We start from the raw sequence: 23,524 nt of genomic DNA, 5'->3' as shown, positions 1-23,524 counted from the left end.
CCGGAGAAACAACATGGCAAGAATCATCGGCATCGACCTGGGCACCACGAACTCGTGCGTGTCCATCATGGAAGGCAACACCACCCGGGTGATCGAGAACTCGGAAGGTGCTCGCACTACGCCGTCGATCGTGGCTTACCAGGAAGACGGTGAAGTGCTGGTCGGTGCCTCGGCCAAGCGCCAGGCCGTCACCAACCCCAAAAACACCCTGTACGCGATCAAGCGCCTGATCGGGCGCAAGTTCACCGAGAAGGAAGTGCAGAAGGACATCGACCTGATGCCCTACCAGATCGTGGCCGCCGACAACGGCGACGCCTGGGTCGAGGTGCGCGGCAAGAAGATCTCGGCCCAGCAGGTCTCGGCCGACATCCTGCGCAAGATGAAGAAGACCGCCGAGGACTACCTGGGCGAACCCGTCACCGAGGCCGTGATCACGGTGCCCGCCTACTTCAACGACGCCCAGCGCCAGGCCACCAAGGACGCCGGCCGCATCGCGGGCCTGGATGTCAAGCGCATCATCAACGAGCCCACCGCCGCGGCGCTGGCCTTCGGCCTTGACAAGAACGAGAAGGGCGACCGCAAGATCGCCGTCTATGACCTGGGCGGCGGCACCTTCGACGTCTCGATCATCGAGATCGCCGACGTCGATGGCGAGAAGCAATTTGAAGTGCTGTCCACCAACGGCGACACCTTCCTGGGCGGCGAAGACTTCGACCAGCGCATCATCGACTACATCATCGGCGAGTTCAAGAAAGAACAGGGCGTGGACCTGGGCAAGGACGTGCTGGCGCTGCAGCGCCTGAAGGAAGCCGCCGAGAAGGCCAAGATCGAACTGTCCAACAGCGCGCAGACCGACATCAACCTGCCCTACATCACGGCCGACGCCTCGGGCCCCAAGCACCTGAACATCAAGCTCACGCGCGCCAAGCTCGAAGCCCTGGTGGAAGAGCTGATCGAGCGCACCATCGCGCCCTGCCGCACCGCCATCAAGGACGCCGGCGTGAGCGTTTCCGACATCCATGACGTGATCCTGGTCGGCGGCATGACCCGCATGCCCAAGGTGCAGGACAAGGTCAAGGAATTCTTCGGCAAGGACCCGCGCAAGGACGTCAACCCCGACGAGGCCGTGGCCGTGGGCGCCGCCATTCAGGGCCAGGTGCTGTCGGGCGACCGCAAGGACGTGCTGCTGCTCGACGTGACCCCGCTGTCGCTGGGCATCGAGACCATGGGCGGGGTCATGACCAAGATGATCCAGAAGAACACGACCATCCCGACCAAGTTCGCGCAGACCTTCTCCACCGCCGACGACAACCAGCCGGCCGTGACCATCAAGGTGTTCCAGGGCGAGCGCGAGATGGCGGGCGGCAACAAGCTGTTGGGCGAGTTCAACCTCGAGGGCATTCCGCCGGCGCCGCGCGGCACGCCGCAGATCGAGGTCTCGTTCGACATCGACGCCAACGGCATCCTGCACGTGGGCGCCAAGGACAAGGGCACCGGCAAGGAAAACAAGATCACCATCAAGGCGAACTCCGGCCTCTCCGAGGAAGAGATCCAGAAGATGGTGAAGGACGCCGAGCTCAACGCCGAAGAAGACAAGAAGAAGCTCGAGCTGGTGCAGGCCCGCAACCAGGCCGACGCCATGGTGCACAGCGTGAAGAAGAGCCTGACCGAGTACGGCGACAAGCTCGACGCCGGCGAGAAGGACAAGATCGAAGCCGCGATCAAGGACCTGGAAGAAGCCCTCAAGGGCGACGACAAGGCCGCCATCGAGGACAAGAACACCGCCCTCATGACCGCCAGCCAGAAGCTCGGCGAGAAGATGTACGCCGATGCGCAGGCCGCCCAGGCCGCTGCCGGAGCCGCGGCGGGCGGCGGCGCGCAAGCCGAGTCCCAGCCGGTCGACGACAACGTGGTCGACGCCGAAGTGAAGGAAGTCAAGAAGGGTTGAGAACCAGCGTCATGCATGCCGACCATGCATGACCGCTCTTTCGCCGCGTTCGACCGATCCGCCGGATCGTCAACGCGGCGTTTTGCGTCAATGAGTTGAGATACACGATGGCCAAACGAGACTATTACGAAACCTTGGGCGTCCCCAAGAACGCCAGCGAGGAAGAGATCAAGAAGGCGTATCGCAAGCTCGCGATGAAGCACCACCCTGACCGCAACCAGGGCGACACCGCCAAGGACGCCGAGGCCAAGTTCAAGGAGGCCAAGGAAGCCTACGAGATGCTCAGCGACGAGCAGAAGCGCGCGGCCTACGACCAGTACGGCCATGCCGGCGTGGACCCGAACATGCGCGGCCCGGGCGGCCCCGGGGCCGAGGGCTTCGGCGGCTTCGCCGAGGCCTTTGGCGACATCTTCGGCGACATCTTCGGCGGCCAGCGCGGCGGCCAGCAGCGCGGCGGCCGCCAGGTCTACCGCGGCAGCGACCTGAGCTACGCCATGGAAGTCACGCTCGAGGAAGCGGCCCACGGCAAGGACGCGCAGATCCGCATCCCGAGCTGGGACGAATGCGGCACCTGCCACGGCAGCGGCGCCAAGCCCGGCACCAAGCCGATCACCTGCACCACCTGCCACGGCGCCGGCGCCGTGCAGATGCGCCAGGGCTTCTTCAGCGTGCAGCAGACCTGCCCGCAGTGCCACGGCACGGGCAAGATCATTCCCGAGCCCTGCGCCACCTGCCACGGCCAGGGCAAGCTCAAGAACAACAAGACGCTGGAAGTGAAGATTCCCGCCGGCATCGACGACGGCATGCGCATCCGAAGCGCGGGCAACGGCGAGCCCGGCACCAACGGCGGCCCGCCCGGCGACCTGTACATCGAGATCCGCCTGAAGAAGCACGACATCTTCGAGCGCGACGGCGACGACCTGCACTGCGCGGTGCCCATCAGCATCACCACCGCCTCGCTGGGCGGCGAGATCGAGGTGCCCACGCTGGCCGGCAAGGCCGCCATCGACATCCCCGAAGGCACGCAGCCCGGCAAGCAGTTCCGCCTGCGCGGCAAGGGCATCAAGGGCGTGCGCTCCAGCTACCCCGGCGACCTCTATTGCCACATCACGGTGGAAACGCCGGTCAAGCTCACCGAGCACCAGCGCAAGCTGCTCAAGGAACTCGACGAATCGCTCAAGAAAGGCGGCGCCCGCCATTCGCCCAGCGAAGGCAACTGGACCGACAAGCTGAAGAAGTTCTTCGCCTGAGAACACGCGTCCGCGGCCTGCCCCACCCGCCGATCCCGGCGCGTGGGGCATTTTGTTTTCAAACAGGAATCCGGACGCCGCCACCGCAAGCCGCAGTGCGGCGCAGGGGTGTCGGGCCGCGCTTATAGTGCGTGTCTTCCGCCACCTTGAACCGCACGCCATGAAAACCAAAGCCGCCGTCGCCTGGACCTCCGCAGCCCCGCTCACCATCGAAACCGTCGACCTGGAGGGCCCGAAATTCGGCGAGGTGCTGGTCGAGATCAAGGCCACCGGCATCTGCCACACCGACTACTACACGCTCTCGGGCGCCGACCCCGAAGGCATCTTTCCCGCCATCCTCGGCCATGAGGGCGCGGGCATCGTGGTGGACGTGGGCCCGGGCGTGACCACGCTCAAGAAGGGCGACCACGTCATTCCGCTCTACACGCCCGAATGCCGCCAGTGCAAGTTCTGCCTCTCGCGCAAGACCAACCTGTGCCAGCTGATCCGCGGCACGCAGGGCAAGGGCCTGATGCCCGACGCCACCTCGCGCTTCAGTCTGGATGGCAAGCCCATCTTCCACTACATGGGCACCAGCACCTTCAGCAACTACACGGTCGCTCCGGAAATCTCGCTGGCCAAGATCCGTGAGGACGCGCCGTTCGACAAGGTCTGCTACATCGGCTGCGGCGTCACCACCGGCATCGGCGCGGTGCTGTTCACGGCCAAGGTGGAAGCGGGCGCCAACGTGGTGGTGTTCGGCCTCGGCGGCATCGGCCTCAACGTGATCCAGGGCGCGAAGATGGTGGGCGCCGACAAGATCATCGGCGTCGACATCAACCCGGCGCGCCAGGCCATGGCGCGCCAGTTCGGCATGACGCACTTCATCAACCCGAAGGAAGTGGACAACGTGGTGGAGGCCATCCAGCAACTCACCGACGGCGGCGCGGACTACAGCTTCGAGTGCATCGGCAACACCCAGGTGATGCGCCAGGCGCTGGAGTGCACGCACAAGGGCTGGGGCCGCAGCATCATCATCGGCGTGGCCGAAGCGGGCGCCGAGATCAGCACGCGGCCGTTCCAGCTCGTCACCGGCCGCAAGTGGGAAGGCTCGGCCTTCGGCGGCGCGCGCGGCCGCACCGACGTGCCCAAGATCGTGGACTGGTACATGGAAGGCAAGATCAACATCGACGACCTGATCACCCACACCATGCCGCTCGAAGACATCAACAAAGGCTTCGATTTGATGAAGCGCGGCGAATCCATCCGCGGCGTGGTGGTTTATTGACTCGCCCCCAGGCTTCGCTTCGCTGCGCCTCCCCCCGGCCGGGGGCGACACCAGCGGCCCGGCAGAGCCGGTTCCGCGGTGCCTCTGGCGGGGCACCGCTTCTCTGATTCGTTGCGAGTGACTGTATGACTGATGCCCTGAAGACCCTTTCGGAACACCGCTGCTTCGGCGGCGTGCAGCGCTTTCACGAGCACACCTCGCGCGAGATCGGCCTGCCGATGCGCTTCTCGGTGTTCCTGCCGCCGCAGGCCGGGCAAGGCCCGGTGCCGGCCCTGCTCTACCTCGCGGGGCTGACCTGCACCGAGGAGACCTTCATGGCCAAGGCGGGCGCGCAGCGGCTGGCGGCCGAGTTCGGCCTGGCGCTGATCGCGCCCGACACCAGCCCGCGCGGCGCCGGCGTGCCCGGCGAAGCCGAGAGCTGGGACTTCGGCGTGGGCGCGGGCTTCTACCTCGACGCCACGCAGGAGCCCTGGGCCGCGCACTGGCGCATGGAGAGCTGGCTGATGCACGAGCTGCTGCCGCTGCTGGCCGAACGGCTGCCCGTGGACAGCACGCGCCTGGGCGTGTTCGGCCACTCGATGGGCGGGCACGGCGCGCTCACGCTGGCGCTGCGGCACCCGGGCCGGTTCCGCTCGCTGTCGGCCTTCGCGCCGATCTGCGCACCCACGCGCTGCCCCTGGGGCCGCAAGGCCTTCAGCGGCTACCTCGGCCCCGATCCGGCAGCGTGGCATGGCCACGACGCCAGCCTGCTGATGCGCGCCCGGGCAGACGCGCCCTACCCGCAAGGCATCCTGATCGACCAGGGACTGGCCGACAAATTCCTGGACAGCGAGCTGATGCCCGAGGCCTTCGAGCAGGCCTGCGCGGCGGTGGGCCAGCCGCTTTCGCTGCGCCGCCATGCGGGCTACGACCACGGCTACTACTTCATCTCGACCTTCATGGCGGACCACATCGCCCACCATGCGCGCCAGCTGCAGGGGCACGCGCCGGCCTGAGAAAAAGGTCACAAAAACAGCGGACAATGTGGCGCCATGTCGTTGAAGTTGTTCCGCTCCACCGAGTTTTCGTCGTCCTCGCTGTTTTCCATTCCCGAGCAGCGCGAGGCCATGCACCCGGCCTGGCTGATCCTGCTGGCCAGCCTGTGGATCGCCACCGCCTGCAACGTGCCGCTGTGGCGTGAGCTGCTGCGGCTGCCCGAGCTGGACAACCTGCGCGGGCTGGCGTTCGGCGCCGGCTTCGCCGTGGCGATCGCGGCCGCCGTCGGCGCGCTGCTGACGCTGCTGGCCTGGCGCTGGACGCTCAAGCCGGCGATCGCGCTGTTCGTGCTCGCCGCGGCCTTCGGCGCCTATTTCATGATGGCCTACGGCGTGGTGATCGACACCCCCATGGTGACCAACGTGCTGCAGACCAACCCGCGCGAGACGCTGGACCTGCTCAACCTGCGGCTGCTGCTCACCGTGCTGGTGCTGGCGCTGCTGCCCCTGCTGTGGCTCTGGCGCACCCCCGTCAAGCGCGTGCCGTGGCTGCGGCGGCTGTTCCAGAACGCGCTCCTGTTCATCGCGTCCTGCGCCCTGCTGGCGGGCACCCTGCTGCTGATCTTCCAGGACTTTTCGTCGGTGATGCGCAACCACACCCAGGTGCGCTACCTCATCAACCCGCTCAACTCGCTCTATGCGCTGGTCGACCTCGCCAGCAAGCCCTTCCAGCTCGACAGCAACACCTTGCTGCCGCTGGGCGAGGACGCCCGGCTCGCCCCGCTGCCCGGCAAGCCGGCCCGGCCGCCGCTGCTGGTGCTGGTGCTGGGCGAGACGGCGCGCAGCGGCAACTTCGCGCTCAACGGCTATGGCCGCCCCACCAACCCGAAGCTGGCCGGCGAGGATGTTCAGAGCTTTCGCAACGCCTGGTCCTGCGGCACCAGCACGGCGGCCTCGCTGCCCTGCATGTTCTCGCACCTGGGGCGCCAGGCGTTCGAGAGCCGCAAGGCCAACTACGAGAACCTGCTCGACGTGCTGCAGCGCGCCGGCCTCGCCGTGCTGTGGATCGACAACCAGTCGGGCTGCAAGGGCGTGTGCGACCGCGTGGCGCAGGCCGACACCTCGAACCTCAAGGTGCCGGGCCTGTGCGAGGGCGGCGAGTGCTTCGACGAGATCATGCTGAACCAGCTCGACCAGCGCATCGCCGCGCTGCCGGCCGAGCGCCGCGCCAAGGGCGTGGTGATCGTGATGCACCAGATGGGCAGCCACGGCCCGGCCTACTACAAGCGGGTGCCCGCCGCGTTCAAGAAGTTCCAGCCCGAATGCACCAGCAACGCGCTGCAGGACTGCGCGCGCGAGCAGGTGGTCAACGCCTTCGACAACACCATCCTGTACACAGACCAGTTCCTGTCGTCCGTGATCGGCTGGCTCAAGGCCCAGGAGCCGCGCTCGCTGCCCGCCATGCTCTACGTCTCGGACCACGGCGAGTCGCTGGGCGAGAACAACCTCTACCTGCACGGCCTGCCGTACTCGATCGCGCCGGACGTGCAAAAGCACGTGCCCTGGATCACCTGGCTGTCGCCCGCCTTCGCGCAGGCCGGCAAGGTGTCCACCGCCTGCCTCAAGCAGCGGCTCGACGCGCCGCTGTCGCACGACAACTATTTCCACTCGGTGCTCGGGCTGCTCCATGTGCAGACGGCGGCCTACCAGCCGTCGCTCGACATGTTCCGCCCCTGCACCACGCCCTGAGAGGCCAGGAGCCCCTTGCCCATGGCCGCCCCCCGAACGCCCGCCTTCCGCCCCCTGCTGAGCTACGAAGTCAACAGCACCTCCGACGTGCTGCGGCGCAGCGCGTCGATGCGCTTTCGCCGCGAGCACGACGTGAGCCTGATGGAGTGGCGCACGCTGGCGCTGATCGAGTACCTGCAGCCGGTGGCCTTGCGCGACCTGGTGGCCTACTCCAGCACCGACAAGGCGCAGATCAGCCGCATCGTCACCGGCCTCGTGGAGCGCGGCTTCGCCGAGCGGCGCGCCGATGCCGCCGACGCGCGCTCGGCCCGCATCAAGCTCACCGCCGCCGGGCGCAGGATCGTGAAGGGCCTCGGCGAAGCGGCGCGCGACCGCGACCGCGTGCTGCGCAGCGCGCTGACGCAGGCCGAGATCGACCAGCTCGTCAGCAGCCTGGCCAAGCTCAAGGCCAAGGCGCAGGAGTTGGTGGCCAGTGAGGAGGCGCTGCAGGCGGGGGGGCAGGCCTGAGCGGCTGGCAGGTGGGGCTGTTGTGCCTCATGGGCTGGAAATTCTGGATTTTTTGGGCTCAATTGGCCAGAGGTCCTTGTGCTACGGTCGTTTCTTGCTATCGATTCAGGAGTTCTTTGCTCGTTGTCTTAGATGGCTGGCTCGCCTGCAAGCCGGGACTCGCCCCGGCAGGCGACTCACTTTTCTTTGCTTCGCCAAAGAAAAGTAAGCAAAAGAAAGGCGAGCCGCAGTCATGGCCCCTTCGGGGTTCCCTGCGCTGCTCGCGCCAGGTGGGGTCTGGCTAAACTCGCTTCGCTCAAACAACGCCAGCCCTGATCCACCTGCCGCTGCGCTGCTCGGCCATGCCAGGACGGCGTGGGGGAGAAAGACAAAAAACCAAGCCCACAAGAACGCGCCATGGCGCGTCCTGTCAATGAGAGGGGGAGTTGGTTTCCCACCGCCGTTGTGAGGAGGCGAGCAACGCAGGGGCGGGCGGGAAAAGAGGCGAAGATGTTTGAGCCCGCAGGGCGAGTTTCTGAGCCTCCCGCCCGGCCCGAGTAGCGCAGCGTGCCCGAAGCGAAGCGCAGGGCCGACGAACCCGGCTCGCCTTTCTTTTGCTTACTTTTCTTTGGCGAAGCAAAGAAAAGTGAGTCGGCCGCCGGGCCGAGTCCCGGCCTGCAGGCGAGCCAGCCATCTAAGACAACGAGCAAAGAACTCCTGAATCCATAGCAAGAAACGACCGCAGCACAAGGACATCAGCCCGATTTCACCTCGAAATCAAGAAATCTCAAGCCTCAGATCACCCCACCAGCGGATCATGAAAATTCCCCGCCTCGAAGCGAATCATCGCCTCGGCCGGATCAAAGCTCACCCCCGCCGGGTTGCCCCCCGCGGCCAGCACGTCGAGCTGCTGCGCCAGCATGCGGCGCAGCATGGCGATGCCTTTGTCGGTGGTAGCCAGGTGCTCCTCCGAGTGGAAGGTGATGGCGCCCTGCCCCACCTGCGCCTCGTAGTCGCCCGGGTACTGGCGGTGCTCCTCGGGCGTGAGCTCGCGCCACAGCTTGCCGCCCTGGCGCGAGCGGAAGGCGGTGAGCTCGCCTTTCTCGCGCACCCGCGCCACGGTGTAGATGCGGAAATGCGTGTCGTCCATCGGCAGCACGAAGCCGATCGATTCCACCCGTGCGTACTGGCCCACGCGCGGGTTGGGCACCACGCGCAGCGTGGGCAGGCTGGCCTCGGTGACGCGGCGGAAGATCGAGCCGTCGTCCAGCGTGCGCAGCGAGGTCACCTTCACGCCGATCGGCGTGTAGTCGAAACTGATGGTGGGCGCGCGCAGCATCATGTCGGTGAACTGCACGCCCGAGAAGGTGCCGTGCAGCACCAGCACGTGCCAGGGGTCGACCACGTTCTCGTAGTGCTGCAGCCAGTTGCAGTCGATCACCACCGGGCCGCCGCCGCCGATGCTCTGGTCGTCGGCTTCCAGGAACTCGCCCTCGGCCAGGTGTTCGAGCGGCTCGAACTGCGGCAGCACCGGCTGGCGGTCCGGCGGGCCCATGTAGGTCCAGATCAGGCCATAGCGCTCGGCCACCGAGTAGCCTGGCTGCTGCACCTTGTGGCGCATCTTGCCGCCCTCGGGCTCGCAGGGCTGGTCCAGGCACTGGCCCTGCGGGCCGAACTTCCAGCCGTGGTAGCAGCAGCGGATGCCGTCGTCCTCGACCTTGCCGTAGATCAGCGAGGTGCCGCGGTGCGCGCAGCGCGGGTACAGCAGGCCGGGCTCGCCGTTGCCGGCGCGAAACAGGATCAGCGTCTCGCCCAGCACCTGCACCTCGCGCGGCGTGTCGCCAGCGTCCGTGGACAGGCCCACGGGGTGCCAGTAGCGGCGCAGCAGCTCGCCCATGGGCGTGCCGCGGCCCACGCGCGTGAGGTCGTCGCGCGAGGTCGGCGCGGGCAGCTCGTAGGCGTTGCGGATGGGGATGATCGGTCGGGGGTCTTGGCGGGCGTTCATGTCAGAGGTCCAGGGTCAGGGTGTCGGTATGGCTGCGCGAGCAGCAGATCAGCAGGGTCTTGCCGCTGGCCTTCTCGCTGTCGCTGAGCAGCAGGTCGCGGTGGTCGGGCGTGCCGGCCAGCACCCGCGTCTCGCAGGTGCCGCAGATGCCCTGCTGGCAGGAGCTGGGCACGTCGAGCCCCTCGAGCAGCAGCACATCGAGGATGCTCTCGCCCTCGCCCACCGCCACGGTGCGGCCCGAGCGGGCCAGCACCACCTGAAAGGCCTTGTCGGCCGTGGCTTGCGTCATGCGGGTTTACTCCGGCTGGATGCCGGCGGCCTTGAGCATGCCGGTCCACAGGGGAAAGTCGTGGTTGTAGATGGCCTGCAGTTCTTCGGGCGTGCCGGCGATCGGGTCCTGCCCCTGGTCGATCAGGCGCTGTGTCACGTCGGGCGAGCGGATGGCCGCCACGAAAGCCTTGTTGAGCCGGTCGATGACGGGGCGCGGCGTGCCGGCAGGCACGTACACGGCCACATAGCCCGCGAGCTCGAAGCCGGCAAAGCCCTGCTCGCCGAAGGTGGCCAGCTCGGGCAGGCCGCCCGAGCGGCGCGGGCCGGTCATGCCCAGCGCCTTGATGCTGCCGGCCCTCACCAGCGGCCGCGCGCTGACCGGGCTGGAGAAGGTGGTGTCGAGCACGCCGCCGCGCACGTCGGTCAGCGCGGCAACGTCGCCCTTGTAGGCCACGTGCTGCATGTTCAGGCCGTAGCGGGTGCGCAGCAATTCGCCGAACAGGTGTGCGGAGGAGCCCACGCCCCAGGAGCCGAAGCTGATCGGCCGGTTCTGCGCCTTGGCCCAGGCCGCGAATTCCTTGAGGTTGCTGTAGGGCGCCGTGGCCGGGCCGGCGAACATCACGCTGCCCAGCGAGACCATGGTCACGGGCGCGAAACTGGTGGCCGGGTCGTAGGGCAGCTTCTTGTAGACCGCGGCGTTGTTGATGGTGGTGGAGCTGGTGGTGATGAGCACCGTGTAGCCGTCGGGCGCGGCCTTGGCCACGGCATCCGCGCCGACGATGGTGGCGGCGCCGGGCTTGGCGTCCACCACCACCGGCTGGTTCAGCAGGGTGGCCACCTTCTCGGCCATGGCGCGCACGGCCACGTCGATCGCGCCGCCGGGCGCGAACGGCACGACCACGCGGATCGGCTTGGAGGGAAAGGCGTCCTGGGCTCGCAGCGGCCAGGCCAGGCCGGCGGCCGCGGTGGCGGCCAGGGCCTGCAGCGCGCGGCGGCGGCCGGGGGAGGAAGCGAAGGCGTCGTGGGTCATGGGTTGTCTCCAACGGGTTTGTTTTGTTGATAATATCAACCAAATTTGACCCGCGTCAATACCCGATCAGAACAGGTGGCCTTGCCCCGCGCCGCCCGGCGGGCGGAAGGCCCGCAGGTCGAGCGCGATGCGCGCGCGGTTGTAGCCCAGCCGGGCCGTGGCCTTCTCGAAGCGCTGGCGGATCAGCTCGGCCCACAGGCCGCTGCCCTTCATGCGCGTGGCGAAATCGCTGTCGTAGTCCTTGCCGCCGCGCATCTCCTGGATGCGCGCCATGATGCGGTCCGCGCGCAGCGGGTAGTGCAGCGCCAGCCACTCGCGGAACAGCGGGCTCAGCTCCCACGGCAGGCGGATCACGTTGTAGAAGGCGCTGCGCGCGCCGGCGTCCCAGGCGGCCTCCAGCACCTGCTCCATGTCCTCGTTGACGAAGGGAATCTGCGGCGACACGCTCACGCCCACCGGCACGCCCTGCTCGGCCAGCGTGCGCAGGGTGCGCAGCCGCCGGTGCGGCGCGGCCGCGCGCGGCTCGAGCTTGCGCGCGAGCTCGCCGTCGAGCGTGGTGATGGTGACGTAGACCGCCGCGAGCCGCTCTGCCGCCATCGGCGCCAGCAGGTCGAGGTCGCGCTCCACCGCGCTCGATTTGGTGACGAGGCCGAAGGCGTGGCGGGTTTCGTGCAGCAGCTCGATCACGGCGCGCGTGAGGCGCAGCTCGCGCTCCACCGGCTGGTAGCAGTCGGTCACGGTGCCGATGGCGAGGTGGGCGGGCCGGTAGCTTTTCCTCGCGAGCTCGGCGCGCAGCACCTGCGCGATGTTGCGCTTGGCGATGATCCTGGTCTCGAAATCCAGCCCCGGCGACAGGCCGAGGTAGCTGTGCGTGGGGCGCGCATAGCAGTAGATGCAGCCATGCTCGCAGCCGCGGTAGGGGTTGATCGAACGCTCGAAGTAGATGTCGGGCGAATCGTTGCCGGTGATGATGCTTCTGGCGTCTTCCCAGATCACCTCGGTCTGCAGCGGCGGCAACGGCGCCATGGCGCCTTCCTCGAGCGTGCCCCATCCGTCGTCGAACGCGGCGCGCGCGTCCTTCTCGAAACGGTGCGCCAGCCGCGAGGCGGCGCCACGGCCCTTGAGGGCCTGCACGGGGATGCGGACTTCATCCATCGCGGGTGCCTTCCCCGGCAAGCGCCCGGTGCGGCGCGTCGTTGGCCAGGGCCGCCGATGTGCGGCTTTCCGCATTCAAGAAAATACTGTTCATAAATACAGTATATTCAAGGAACATCAATATGCAAGCGGCTTGCAGCCCACCTCCTCTGACAGTTTTCGGTGAGAAACCCGGCGCCCGCCGGGCGCTGAAACGCGGGCGCCGCTTTGGCGGCACAATGGGCGAGACCGGTCCTCCGCAGGCCGCCGCCCGCCTGCGGCGGCACATCGACCCTCAGCCATGATTCCGAGACCCCAGAACCTTTACTCGAACTACCACGCCCATGTCTACTTCGGGCCGTCCACCGTGGAACAGGCGCGTGCGCTGTGCCACGCGGCGGGCGAACAGCTTGGCGTGGCGGTGGGCCGCGTGCACGAGAAGATCGTGGGCCCGCATCCGCACTGGAGCTGCCAGCTCGCGTTCGACCACACGCAGTTCGATGCCGTGATGGCCTGGCTGGAGCAGCACCGGCAGGGGCTGGACGTGCTGGTGCACGGACTGACCGGCAACGACCTCGAGGACCACACCACGCATGCCAGCTGGCTGGGCCGGCCGACGCCGCTGAACCTGCACGTCTTCGGCGGCTGAGCGGCCCCGGCGCAGTGCCCCGGTCGCTCGGGGATTGCTACAAAATCAATAGCACCCGATGACCGCTGCACGCGGACATCCAGGCAAAAACCCTCTGAAACTTCGGTCTCAGGGCTTGTCCATCTTGTCGTGGCGGATGGCCTCGTCCTCCATCAGCTCGAACCACATCGCATTGAGCACCGCAAAGGCCGCCGCCAGGGGCAGGCCCAACAACCAGGAGAAGTACCACATCTCAACAATCCTTTCTCAAGCCCCGCGGGGCAGCAGCGGCATGGAGCGGACCCGTTGCGGGGCCAGGCTCAATACGCATGGCCACGCTCGTCGCGGATGGCCTGCTCGTCCACCTTGCCCCACAGCACCTTGTAGACCCAGGAGGTGTAGGCCACGATCAGCGGGATGAAGATCGCCGTCACCACCAGCATGATGAACAGCGTCAGGTGGCTCGACGACGAATCCCAGACCGTGAGGCTGGCGCGCGGGTTCAGCGAGGACGGCAGGATGAACGGGAACATCGAGACGCCGACGCTGAGGATGATGCCGGTGATGCCCAGGGCGCTGCTCAGCAGGGCCAGCACCGGCCGGCGCAGGCGCAGCCCGAGCAGCGCCAGCAGCGGCCCCGCCAGGCCCAGCAGGGGCGCGAGCCACAGCCAGGGATGCGCAGCGTAGTTGGCGAACCACGCGCCGGCATGCCGCTCGGCGCCCTTGAGCAGCGGGTTGGAGGGGCCGGTCATGTTGGCCGGACCGGTCAGCCGGTAGCCGTCGATGAAGAACCAGAGCAGCACGCCGGCCAGCGCGTACAGCGCCACCGTCAGCAACGCCGCCGCGCTGCCCCAGGCCCGCGAGCGCTCGGCCACCGGCCCCTGCGTCTTGAGCTGCAGCCAGGCGCTGCCGTGCAGCATCAGCATCGCCACCGACACCAGTCCGCACAGCACGGCAAACGGATTGAGCAGGCCGAAGAACGTGCCTTCGTAGAAGATGCGCATGTCGGACTCGATCCGGAACGGCACGCCCTGCAGCACGTTGCCCACGGCCACGCCAAAGATCAGCGCGGGCACGAAGCCGCCCACGCACAAAATCCAGTCCCAGCTCGCGCGCCAGCGCGCGCCTTCACGCTTGCTGCGGAACTTGAAGGCCACGGGCCGCAGGATCAGCGCCACGAGGGTGGCGAACATGGCCAGGTAGAAGCCCGAGAACGACACGGCATAGAGCTGCGGCCAGGCCGCGAAGATGGCGCCGCCGCCAAGGATCAGCCACACCTGGTTGCCCTCCCAGACCGGGCCGATGGTGTTGATGACCACGCGCCGCTCGATGTCGTCGTGCGCGGCGAACGGCAGCAGCATGCCGGTGCCCAGGTCGAAGCCGTCGGTCACGGCGAAGCCGATCAGCAGCACGCCCAGCAGCAGCCACCAGATCATGCGCAGCGTGTCGTAGTTGATGAGTTCATGCAGGATCATGGTGTTACTCCGCAGTGGCGAGGGGGGAGGCGCTGGGCGCGAGCCGCCCAGGCGCCGGGGCGGGATGCTCGTCGGGCCCCTTGCGGATGGCCTTGAGCATCAGCTTCATCTCGATCACGAACAAGGTCGAGTAGATCAGCACGAAGCCGGCGATGGTGAACAGCACGGTGGTCGCGCCCAGGCTGGAGACGGCGGCGGCCGTGGGCAGCACGCCTTCGATGACCCAGGGCTGGCGGCCGAGTTCGGCCACCACCCAGCCGCACTCGGCGGCGATCCAGGGCAGCGGGATGGCCAGCACCGCGACCTTGAGCAGCCAGCGCCGGCGATCGAGCTGGCGCCGCGCCGACAGCACGAAGAAGGTGCCCGTCAGCAGGATGAAGAACATGCCGAGGCCGACCATGACGCGGAACGACCAGTACAGCGGCGCCACCCGCGGCACCGTGTCCCAGGCCGCCTTGGAGATCTGCTCGGGCGTGGCCTGCCGCGGATCGTCCACGTAACGCTTGAGCAGCAGCGCGTAGCCGAGCTCGGGGCCGTTCTCCTCGAAGGCGGCGCGCACCTCGGGCGCAATGGCGGCCGTGCTGCCGGCGGCGCGGATGGCCTGCAGCGCGTCGTAGGCCTTGATGCCCTGCTGGATGCGCAGCTCGGCCAGCTTGACCAGGTCTTCGATGCCCGGGATCTCCGTGGTCAGCGAGCGCGTGCCGATCAGGCCCATCACGGCCGGGATGTGGATCGCGTAGTGGGTCTCGCGCGTCTCCTGGTCCGGGAAGCCGAAGGCCGTGAAGGCCGCGGGCGCGGGCTCGGTCTTCCACATGGCCTCGATCGCGGCCAGCTTCATCTTCTGGTGCTCGGTGGACAGGTAGCCGCTCTCGTCGCCCAGCACCACCACCGACAGCGCCGAGGCCAGGCCGAACGAGGCCGCCACCGTCATCGAGCGCCTGGCCAGCTGCAGGTGCCGGCCCTTGAGCAGGTACCAGGCCGACACGCCGAGCACGAAGATGGAGGCGGTGACGTAGCCCGCCGACACCGTGTGCACGAACTTGGCCTGCGCCACCGGGTTGGTCAGCACCGCGAAGAAATCGGTCACCTCCATGCGCATGGTCTGCGGGTTGAAGGCCGCGCCCACCGGGTTCTGCATCCAGCCGTTGGCGATCAGGATCCACAGCGCCGAGAAGTTGGAGCCGATGGCCACGGCCCAGGTGGCGATCAGGTGGCCGACCTTGGAGAGCTTGTCCCAGCCGAAGAAGAACAGGCCCACGAAGGTGGCTTCCATGAAGAAGGCCATCAGCCCCTCGATCGCCAGCGGCGCGCCGAAGATGTCGCCCACGTAGTGGCTGTAGTAGCTCCAGTTCATGCCGAACTGGAACTCCATGACGATGCCGGTGGCCACGCCCATGGCGAAGTTGATGCCGAACAGCGCGCCCCAGAACTTGGTCATGTCGCGCCAGATGGTGCGTCCGGTCATGACGAAGACCGTCTCCATGATGGCGATGACGATCGACAGGCCGATCGTCAGCGGCACGAAGAGGAAGTGGTAGAGCGCCGTGATGGCGAACTGCAATCGCGACAGTCCAACAATGTCAAGTTCCATGTGGGTTCCCTTTCTGCATGATGTCTGGGTGTTCCGGACTTTTCCCGCTCTGTCCCACGGGGTTCAATCGGGCCGCAGCGCCTGCAGCGCCGCCTCGAAACCAGCCTCGCCCCGCCTCGCCTCGGAAACGATGCGGCCGCCGTGCATCGTCAGCAACCGGTCGGCCAGCGCCGCTTCGCGCCGCACATGTGTGGCCACCAGTATGGCACGCTCCTGCGACAGGCCGTGCAGCCGCCCCAGCACGTCGCGGGCGGTGGCCGCGTCGAGCCCCTCGGTGGGCTCGTCGAGCAGCCACAGCGGCACCTGCCGCAGCAGCAGGCGCGCCAGCGCGAGGCGGCGCGCCTGCCCGCCCGACAGGCCCAGCCCGCCTTCGCCGAGCCGGGTGTCCAGCCCCTGCGGCAGGGCTTGGGCGGTCTCCTCCAGGCCGGCGGCCTGCAGGGCCGCCCAGAGCTGCGCGTCCGCCGCACCGGGGCAGGCCAGGCGCAGGTTGTCGCGCAGGCTGTCCTGGAACAGCTCGGTGCGCTGCGTCAGCAGCGTGTGCGGCAGCGCCCGCACCTGCCCGGCTTGCGGCGCCAGTTCGCCGGCAATCGCCGCCAGCAGCGTCGACTTGCCGGCGCCGCTGGGCCCGACCAGCGCCACATGTTCCCCGGCCTGCAGCGTCAGCGAAATGTCCTGCAGCGCGGCCACGCCTGCGCCTGCATGCGCCACGCCCAGCCCCCGGGCCTGCACGGCGCACCCGGCCGCCAAGCCACCACCCGCTGCGGCTGCCGCGTCCGGTGCCGGCGCGGCCTCAACCATGTTCGGCAGCAGCCGCCGGGCCGCCAGCAGGGTGCGCCCCAGCTCCAGCGCGCCGCGGCGCAGGCCGGCCAGCGGCTCCGCGGCGGTGAGCGCGATCAGCAGGATCAGCGCCGCCCCCGGAACGCCGATCGTCCCGTGCCCCACCAGCAGGCCCGCCGCCAGCAGCGCGCCACACAGCGTCAGCGCCGAGATCACGCCCTGCGCGGCGCCGGCCTGCGCCTCCAGCCGGTTCAGCGCATCGTCGGCGCGCGCCACATAGCGGTCGGCAGCCGCCAGGGCTGCGCACTGGGCCTCGAGGCGCCCGGCCATGGCGAGGTCGGTCTGCCCCGCCACCAGGTCCACGCTGCGCGCGCGCAGCGCCTCGATGCCGTAGGCGCGCCGGCGCGCCGCGCCGCGCGAGCGCCGCGCCACCCATCCCAGCATGGCCACACAGGCGGCGATCAGCCAGAGTGCCATCGCCAGCCCGAGCCAGGCATTGGCCAGCCCGAGCGCCACGCCCGCCGCCAGCGCGGCCACCAGCGCGGAGGCCACGGGCACCATGAGCCGCAGGTAGAGCGAGTCCAGCGCATCGATGTCCGCCGTCAGGCGAAACAGCAGCCGTGCCGGCCGCAGCAGCAGTTGCCGCGCGGCCTCGGGCCGGGCCCAGCCCCTGAACAGCCGCACGCGCAGATCGGCCAGCACGGCCAGCGTCGCGTCATGGGTCACCAGGCGCTCGGCGTAGCGCGCCGCCGTCCGGCCCAGCGCCAGCAGGCGGATGCCGGCCGAGGGCATGAACACGTCGAAGACCAGCGCTGTGGCACTGCTCAGGCCGGCCAGCGCCGTGGCGCTGATGAACCAGCCCGACAGGCCCAGCAGCGCCATGCCCGCCAGCACCGTCGCCGCGGCCAGTGCCGCCCCTGCGAGCAGGGCGCGGCGGCGACCCGCCAGGAACAGGGCCAGCACCGGGCGAAGCTCGTGCCAGAAGCTCATGCCGGCTCCTGCGGCATATCGAGCCGGACCTGGCGGCCCAGGCGCGCCGCCAGCACCGGGTCGTGCGTTGCGACGATCAGTGTGCGGCCGCGGGCCAGTAGCAGCAGGGCCTGCGTCACCTCGTGCGCGGTCTGCGCATCGAGATGGGCGGTCGGCTCGTCGGCCAGCAGTAGGCCGGCCTGCGGCCAGGCCGCCGCGCGGGCCAGGGCCAGCCGCACCGCCTCCCCGCCCGACAGGCCAGCGCCGCCCTCGCCCAGCCCGGTGCCGGGATGCGCCTGCGCCACCCGCTCCAGCGCCGCGGCCTGCAGCGCGGCCCGCACCTGCGCGGCGCCGACGCCCGGCCGGCCCAGCGCCACGTTGGCCTGCACCGAGCCGGCGAACACATGCGGCCGCTGGCCGATCCAGGCCATGCATTCGCGCAGGCCGTCCGCCGTGGCGGCCGACAGCGGCACGCCGTCGATCTCGATGCGGCCGGCCTGCACCGGGGCCAGCCCTGCGATCAGGGCCAGCAGGGTCGATTTACCGCAACCGCTGCCGCCCATGACGGCCACATGCTCGCCGGGTGCCACCTGCAGGCCGAACGCGCCGAACACGGGCGCCGGGGTGCCGGGGTAGGCGAAGCGCAGACCCTCGATGCGCAGCGCCACCGCGGCGGGGCGGTCCGCGCCGAGATGCGCACTGGCGCCACCACTGCCGGGCGCCGCGAGCAGCGCCGGCCGCGCCTCGCCCAGGCGCCGCAGCGCCTGCAGCGCGGCCTCACCCGCGGCCCGGTCGTGCCAGACCGCCGACAGCTCGCGCAGCGGCTCGAAGAACGCCGGCGCCAGCAGCAGGATGAACAGCCCCTCACCCAGCGACAGCCGCCGGCCCCAGGCGCCGAACTCGAGCTGGCCCAACAGGTGAAAGCCTACATAGACGGCCACCATCGCCACGCCGAGCGCCGAGAACAGCTCCAGCACGGCCGAGGACAGGAAGGCGATGCGCAGCACGCGCAGGGTGCGCTGGCGCAGCGACTGCGCGGCGTCGTCCAGGCGCTGCGCCGTGGCCTGCACCGCGTCGAGCGCGCGCACGGTGGCGAGCCCGCGCAGGCGGTCCAGCAGGAAGGCGCTCATGCCGCCCATCTCGACCATCTGGGCCTCGCTGGCCGCCTGGGCCCGCCATCCGACCAGCGCCATGAACAGGGGAATCAGCGGCGCCGCGAGCAGCAGCACCAGCGCCGCCGCCCAGGACAGGGGCGACACCGCCGCCAGGATCAGCAGCGGCAGCACCATCACGCGCAGGCGCGCGGGCTGGTAGCGCGTGAGATAGGGCACCACCGCCTCCGCCTGCTCAGCGATTGCGCTGGCGGCGAGCCCCGAGGCGGGGCGCGCACGGTCCAGCGGCGAGCCCAGGGCCAGTGCCGCTGCCACCTGTTCGCGCAGTTGCGACAGGCCTGCCCGCGCCTGCCGGAACACCCGGCGCAAGCCCCAGCCTTCGAGCGCCGCGCGCAGCAGCCCCAGCAGCAACAGCAGCGCGGCAGGCCCGGCCACGATGCGCCAGCCCGCGGCGTCCTGCGCCGCGGCGTCGGCCAAGCGCTGCACGGCATAGGCCAGGCAGGCCGCCTGCGGCAGCCAAAGCGCGGAGGCCATGGCCTGCAGCAGGCTGCCCCAGCTCCAACCCATCGCCAGCGGCTCCTGCTGGCGGGAGGCCGGGGGTGGCGAGGTTGGGGGTGGTTTGGGCAAGGAAGACGAAGGGGAAAGTGTCGCGGTTGCCGCGGACGGGGCCGCCGCGCCGGGCCCGGACCGTCGTGCCCGCCGCCCTGTCAACCAGATCGCCCGACCATACAGGGGGCACCACCGTTTGCCAAGCCTTCCAAGTGAAAGCCAGGGTTATCCGGCACCCCGCCCGGCCTCTTCAGGCCAGGTGCTCGAAGCCGATCACGCACAGCCCGATCGCCATCAGCCCCACCATCCATTGGAGTACCTGGCGGGTCGAGGGCGGGCGCGCCTCCACCCCCCGGTGCAGCAGCTGGCCGGCCAGGACCGACAGCACGAACGCGGTCAGCATGCCCAGGGCGTTGGCCAGCGGCTGCGTGGGCCAGAGGCGGCTGACCAGCAGGTTCACCAGCAGGCAGACCGGGAAATGCACCAGGAACACCGAGTAGGAGGTCTGGCCCAGCGTGCGCACCAGCGGCGGATGCGGCCAGCGCCGCATCCATTCGCTGCGCTGGGCCCAGGCCAGCATGAGCGCGACGGCGAGCGCGGTGGCGATGCGGGCCCGGAAATCGATGGCCAGTGCCAGCGCCCCCATCGCGGCCATGCCGCCCAGCCAGAGCCACGGCCGAGGCGAGCGGCCGGCCCAGAAGGCCAGCAGGCCGAGCCCGTAGGAGCCGAAGAAGTACAGCCCGGTTTCATCGAGCCCCGGATGCCGGTTGAAGTACAGCAGCGACAGCAGCGCCAGGCCGAGCACCAGCACCACGCCCAGCCGCGCCGTCGTGCCGGGCCAGCGCCGCTGCGCCCAGCGCACGCCGCTGAACAGCAGCACCGTGAGCGCGAACAGCTGGAAGTCGATGGCCACGTACCAGACGCCGGCTGACAGCGCCTCCTGGTTGAGCAAGTCCTGCAGCAGCAGGCCATGCGCGAGCAGTTGCGCGACCGTGGGCACCGACGGCACCGATTCGTCGCGCAGCCCGTGGCGCGCCAGGGCGGCGGCAGCCACGCTCAGGACCAGCGCCGCGAGGTACGGCACGACGAGGCGGCAGTAGCGGCGCAGGATCTGCAGGCCCGGCTGCTCGAACCGCGCCACGCCGGCCGGCGCCAGGCTGGCGGCCGCCAGGAAGCCGCCGATCACGAGGAACACATGCACCGCCAGGCGGCCGTAGTCGTACAGCCAGCTGATCAGCCGGGGCGCGAGCGGATAGGCGATGTCCGACATCGGCCCGTAGAACGCCAGGTGATGCCAGACGATGAGCACGCACGCGAGGCCCTTGAGGGCGTCGATCAGCGGCAGCCGTCCAGGAAGCGCGTGCATGGGCAGGAATGGAGGAAGCTGGCCTTGGCTCCGGTCGAACGGGTTCTGCGGCCGGCTCTGCCTTTTCTAGCGCAGCCGGGCCCGGGCCTCGGCGTACTCGCGCGCCAGGCGGCCGATCAGCTCCGCCGCGGGCAGCACCTGCTCGACCGCGCCGATGCCCTGGCCGCAGCCCCAGATGTCCTTCCAGGCCTTCTTGGCATCGCCGCCGAAGTTCATCTTGCTCGGATCGCTCTCAGGCAGGTTGTCGGGGTCGAGGCCGGCCGCGCGGATGCTGGGCTTGAGGTAGTTGCCGTGCACGCCGGTGAACAGGTTGCTGTAGACGATGTCGTCGGAGTTGCCTTCCACGATGGCCTGCTTGTAGGCCTCGCTGGCGCGGGCTTCTTCGGTGGCGATGAAGGCCGAGCCGATGTAGGCGAAGTCGGCGCCCATGGCCTGGGCCGCCAGCACCGCGCCGCCGGTGGCGATGGCGCCACTCAGCGCCAGCGGGCCGTCGAACCATTGGCGGATTTCCTGGATCAGCGCGAACGGGCTCTTCACACCGGCATGGCCGCCGGCGCCGGCCGCCACCGCGATCAGGCCGTCGGCGCCCTTCTCGATGGCCTTCTTCGCGAAGCTGTTGTTGATGATGTCGTGCAGCACCACGCCGCCATAGCTGTGGATGGCGTCGTTGACGTCGGTGCGCGCGCCCAGCGAGGTGATGATGACGGGCACCTTGTACTTGACCACCATCGCCATGTCGTGCTCGAGCCGGTCATTGGACTTGTGCACGATCTGGTTGATGGCGAACGGCGCAGCGGGCCGGTCGGGGTGGGCCCGGTTGTGCGCGGCGAGGGCCTCGGTGATCTCGGCCAGCCAGTCCTCCAGCTGCGAGGCCGGGCGCGCATTGAGCGCGGGCATGGCGCCGATGACGCCGGCCTTGCACTGCTCGATCACGAGTTTGGGGTTGCTGATGATGAACAGCGGCGAGCCGATGATGGGCAGCGGCAGGTTTTGCAGGGGCGGGGGCAGTCTGGACATGGCGTTGAGGGGGTTAGGCAACCGATTTTGAAAGAAATCGCCCGGATGTCCTTGTCAAGCGGGCGACACGCGCTATCAATTCAATAGCAAATCAGAAGGCGTCGAGGGCCAGCGCGGTCACGCTGCCGGCACCATCGACGATGCTGTCGCGCACGCCGGGGGCCTTGGCCAGCAGGTGTTCCGCGTAGAAGCGCGCGGTGGCGATCTTGGCCTGCATGAAGGCCGTGTCCTGGCCCTGGGCCAGCAGCTCCTCGGCCACCCGCAGCGAGCGGGCCATCTGCCAGCCTGCCACCAGGTTGCCCGCCAGCATCAGGTAGGGCACGCTGCCGGCGAACACGGCATTCGGGCTGGCCTTGGTGTTGCCGGCCACGAAATCCACCACGTCGAGGAAGGCCAGGCGCGCGGCCTTCAGGCGCTTCGCCACGGCCAGGGCGTCATCGCTGCCGCGCTGCGCCAGTTCGGCCTCGGTCGCCTCGATCTGCTGGGCGATGGCCTTGGCCGTCTGGCCGCCGTCGCGCGCGGTCTTGCGGCCCACCAGGTCGTTGGCCTGGATCGCGGTCGTGCCTTCGTAGATGGTCAGGATCTTGGCGTCGCGGTAGTACTGGGCGGCGCCGGTTTCCTCGATGAAGCCCATGCCGCCGTGCACCTGCACGCCCAGCGAGGTGACTTCGAGGCTCATCTCGGTGCTGTAGCCCTTGACCAGCGGCACCATGAACTCGTAGAAGGCCGCATTCTGCTTGCGCACGTCGGCATCGGGATGGTGGTGCGCGGCATCGTAGGCGGCAGCGGCCACCGATGCCATGGCCCGGCAGCCCTCGGTGTAGGCGCGCATGGTCATGAGCATGCGCTTCACATCGGGGTGATGGATGATGGGCGCGCTGGCGTTGATGCTGCCATCCACCGGGCGGCTCTGCACCCGGTCCTTGGCGTAGGCCACGGCCTTCTGGTAGGCGCGCTCGGCGATCGCGATGCCCTGCACGCCGACGGCGTAGCGCGCGGCGTTCATCATGATGAACATGTACTCGAGGCCGCGGTTTTCCTGGCCCACGAGATAGCCCACGGCTCCCCCATGGTCGCCGAACTGCAGCACGGCCGTGGGCGAGGCCTTGATGCCCATCTTGTGCTCGATGCTCACGCAGTGCGCATCGTTGCGGCCGCCCAGCGAACCATCCTTGTTGACCATGAACTTCGGCACCACGAACAGGCTGATGCCCTTCACGCCCTCGGGCGCGCCCTGCACGCGGGCCAGCACCAGGTGCACGATGTTCTCGGCCATGTCGTGCTCACCGTAGGTGATGAAGATCTTGGTGCCGAAGACCTTGTAGCTGCCGTCGGGCTGCGGCTCGGCGCGGGTGCGCACCAGGGCCAGATCGGAGCCGGCCTGCGGCTCGGTCAGGTTCATGGTGCCGGTCCACTGGCCGCTGATCAGCTTTTCGAGGTAGATGGCCTTGAGCTCGTCGCTGCCCGCCGTCAGCAGCGCCTCGATCGCGCCATCGGTCAGCAGCGGGCACAGCGCGAAGCTCATGTTGGCCGAGTTGAGCATTTCGCCGCAGGCCGCGCCGATGGTCTTGGGCAGGCCCTGGCCGCCGAAATCCACCGGGTGCTGCAGGCCCTGCCAGCCGCCTTCGGCGTACTGCCTGAAGGCCTCCTTGAAGCCCGGGGTGGTGGTGACCCGGCCGTCCTTCCAGCTCGAGGGGTTCTTGTCGCCCTCGAAATTCAGCGGCGCCAGCACGCCCTCGTTGAATTTGGCGCACTCTTCCAGCACGGCCTGCGCCGTCTCGAAGCCCGCTTCCTCGAAGCCGGGAATCTGCGCAACCTGGTCGATGCCGGCCAGGTGCCGGATGTCGAACAGCATGTCCTTGACGGGGGCGGTGTAGCTCATGGGATGTCTCCAGATACAACAAGGGCATCGCGAACGATGCCCTTT

19 protein-coding genes are annotated in these 23,524 nt (G+C 68.9%); 7 read left to right on the top strand and 12 right to left on the bottom strand.

The window, feature by feature from the left end:
* Nucleotides 1-13: 13 nt before the first annotated feature.
* From dnaK to MMF98_RS05835, 6 genes are all read left to right on the top strand, one after another.
* Nucleotides 14-1,948, top strand: coding sequence for a molecular chaperone DnaK (dnaK, locus tag MMF98_RS05860; protein WP_243305244.1), 1,935 nt, complete (start codon nt 14-16; stop codon nt 1,946-1,948).
* A gap of 107 nt (nt 1,949-2,055) precedes the next feature.
* Entirely contained in the window at nt 2,056-3,198 is a 1,143-nt protein-coding gene (dnaJ, locus tag MMF98_RS05855; protein WP_243305243.1) for a molecular chaperone DnaJ, read from the top strand.
* Nucleotides 3,199-3,358: 160 nt separating this feature from the next.
* Entirely contained in the window at nt 3,359-4,465 is a 1,107-nt protein-coding gene (locus tag MMF98_RS05850; RefSeq protein ID WP_243305242.1) for an S-(hydroxymethyl)glutathione dehydrogenase/class III alcohol dehydrogenase, read from the top strand.
* 125 nt (nt 4,466-4,590) lie between these two features.
* Complete coding sequence (gene fghA, locus MMF98_RS05845) at nt 4,591-5,460, top strand: S-formylglutathione hydrolase (protein ID WP_243305240.1); 870 nt, start codon at nt 4,591-4,593, stop codon at nt 5,458-5,460.
* Between the two features lie 36 nt (nt 5,461-5,496).
* On the top strand, nt 5,497-7,188 hold the full coding sequence (locus MMF98_RS05840; RefSeq protein WP_423837571.1) for a phosphoethanolamine transferase: 1,692 nt from the start codon (nt 5,497-5,499) through the stop codon (nt 7,186-7,188).
* A 21-nt stretch (nt 7,189-7,209) separates the two neighbouring features.
* Nucleotides 7,210-7,695 carry a MarR family winged helix-turn-helix transcriptional regulator gene (locus MMF98_RS05835; protein ID WP_243305238.1) on the top strand — a complete coding sequence of 162 codons (486 nt, stop codon included), beginning with the start codon at nt 7,210-7,212 and terminating at the stop codon, nt 7,693-7,695.
* 778 nt (nt 7,696-8,473) lie between these two features.
* On the opposite strand, the gene MMF98_RS05830 is transcribed toward MMF98_RS05835, so the two are convergent.
* The 4 genes from MMF98_RS05830 to MMF98_RS05815 form a co-directional block, all read right to left on the bottom strand.
* A complete protein-coding gene (locus MMF98_RS05830; protein WP_243305236.1) occupies nt 8,474-9,679 on the bottom strand; it encodes an aromatic ring-hydroxylating dioxygenase subunit alpha in 1,206 nt (401 codons plus the stop codon).
* 1 nt (nt 9,680) lies between these two features.
* On the bottom strand, nt 9,681-9,968 hold the full coding sequence (locus MMF98_RS05825; RefSeq protein ID WP_243305234.1) for a 2Fe-2S iron-sulfur cluster-binding protein: 288 nt from the start codon (nt 9,966-9,968) through the stop codon (nt 9,681-9,683).
* Nucleotides 9,969-9,974: 6 nt separating this feature from the next.
* On the bottom strand, nt 9,975-10,979 hold the full coding sequence (locus tag MMF98_RS05820) for a Bug family tripartite tricarboxylate transporter substrate binding protein (RefSeq protein ID WP_243305231.1): 1,005 nt from the start codon (nt 10,977-10,979) through the stop codon (nt 9,975-9,977).
* Between the two features lie 66 nt (nt 10,980-11,045).
* Nucleotides 11,046-12,134: a PA0069 family radical SAM protein gene (locus tag MMF98_RS05815; RefSeq protein ID WP_243305229.1), complete on the bottom strand. Its 1,089-nt coding sequence runs from the start codon at nt 12,132-12,134 to the stop codon at nt 11,046-11,048.
* A 280-nt stretch (nt 12,135-12,414) separates the two neighbouring features.
* Here MMF98_RS05815 and MMF98_RS05810 point away from each other — a divergent pair, with 280 nt between their 5' ends.
* Nucleotides 12,415-12,762, top strand: coding sequence for a DOPA 4,5-dioxygenase family protein (locus MMF98_RS05810; protein WP_243305228.1), 348 nt, complete (start codon nt 12,415-12,417; stop codon nt 12,760-12,762).
* 108 nt (nt 12,763-12,870) lie between these two features.
* Here the strand turns inward: MMF98_RS05810 and cydX are convergent, their stop codons facing one another.
* The 8 genes from cydX to MMF98_RS05770 all read right to left on the bottom strand — a co-directional run bounded on the left by cydX (nt 12,871) and on the right by MMF98_RS05770 (nt 23,479).
* Nucleotides 12,871-12,993, bottom strand: a complete 123-nt coding sequence (gene cydX, locus MMF98_RS05805; protein WP_243305226.1) for a cytochrome bd-I oxidase subunit CydX — start codon at nt 12,991-12,993, stop codon at nt 12,871-12,873.
* Nucleotides 12,994-13,061: 68 nt separating this feature from the next.
* Entirely contained in the window at nt 13,062-14,216 is a 1,155-nt protein-coding gene (cydB, locus tag MMF98_RS05800) for a cytochrome d ubiquinol oxidase subunit II (RefSeq protein ID WP_243305224.1), read from the bottom strand.
* Between the two features lie 4 nt (nt 14,217-14,220).
* Complete coding sequence (locus tag MMF98_RS05795) at nt 14,221-15,807, bottom strand: cytochrome ubiquinol oxidase subunit I (RefSeq protein ID WP_243305221.1); 1,587 nt, start codon at nt 15,805-15,807, stop codon at nt 14,221-14,223.
* A gap of 63 nt (nt 15,808-15,870) precedes the next feature.
* The gene (cydC, locus tag MMF98_RS05790; protein ID WP_243305219.1) at nt 15,871-17,574 is read right to left on the bottom strand and encodes a thiol reductant ABC exporter subunit CydC; all 1,704 of its coding nucleotides are present in this window, start codon (nt 17,572-17,574) and stop codon (nt 15,871-15,873) included.
* Nucleotides 17,571-19,232, bottom strand: a complete 1,662-nt coding sequence (gene cydD / locus MMF98_RS05785) for a thiol reductant ABC exporter subunit CydD (RefSeq protein ID WP_243305216.1) — start codon at nt 19,230-19,232, stop codon at nt 17,571-17,573. The genes cydC and cydD overlap by 4 nt, the downstream gene beginning before the upstream one ends.
* A gap of 232 nt (nt 19,233-19,464) precedes the next feature.
* Nucleotides 19,465-20,580, bottom strand: a complete 1,116-nt coding sequence (locus MMF98_RS05780; RefSeq protein WP_243305213.1) for an acyltransferase family protein — start codon at nt 20,578-20,580, stop codon at nt 19,465-19,467.
* Between the two features lie 66 nt (nt 20,581-20,646).
* Entirely contained in the window at nt 20,647-21,597 is a 951-nt protein-coding gene (locus MMF98_RS05775; protein WP_243305212.1) for an NAD(P)H-dependent flavin oxidoreductase, read from the bottom strand.
* Nucleotides 21,598-21,688: 91 nt separating this feature from the next.
* Complete coding sequence (locus MMF98_RS05770; RefSeq protein WP_243305210.1) at nt 21,689-23,479, bottom strand: acyl-CoA dehydrogenase; 1,791 nt, start codon at nt 23,477-23,479, stop codon at nt 21,689-21,691.
* Nucleotides 23,480-23,524 lie beyond the last annotated feature (45 nt).

Source organism: Variovorax terrae (assembly GCF_022809125.1).
GTDB lineage: Bacteria > Pseudomonadota > Gammaproteobacteria > Burkholderiales > Burkholderiaceae_C > Variovorax_A > Variovorax_A terrae.
This window is presented reverse-complemented; position numbering and strand designations above follow the sequence as displayed.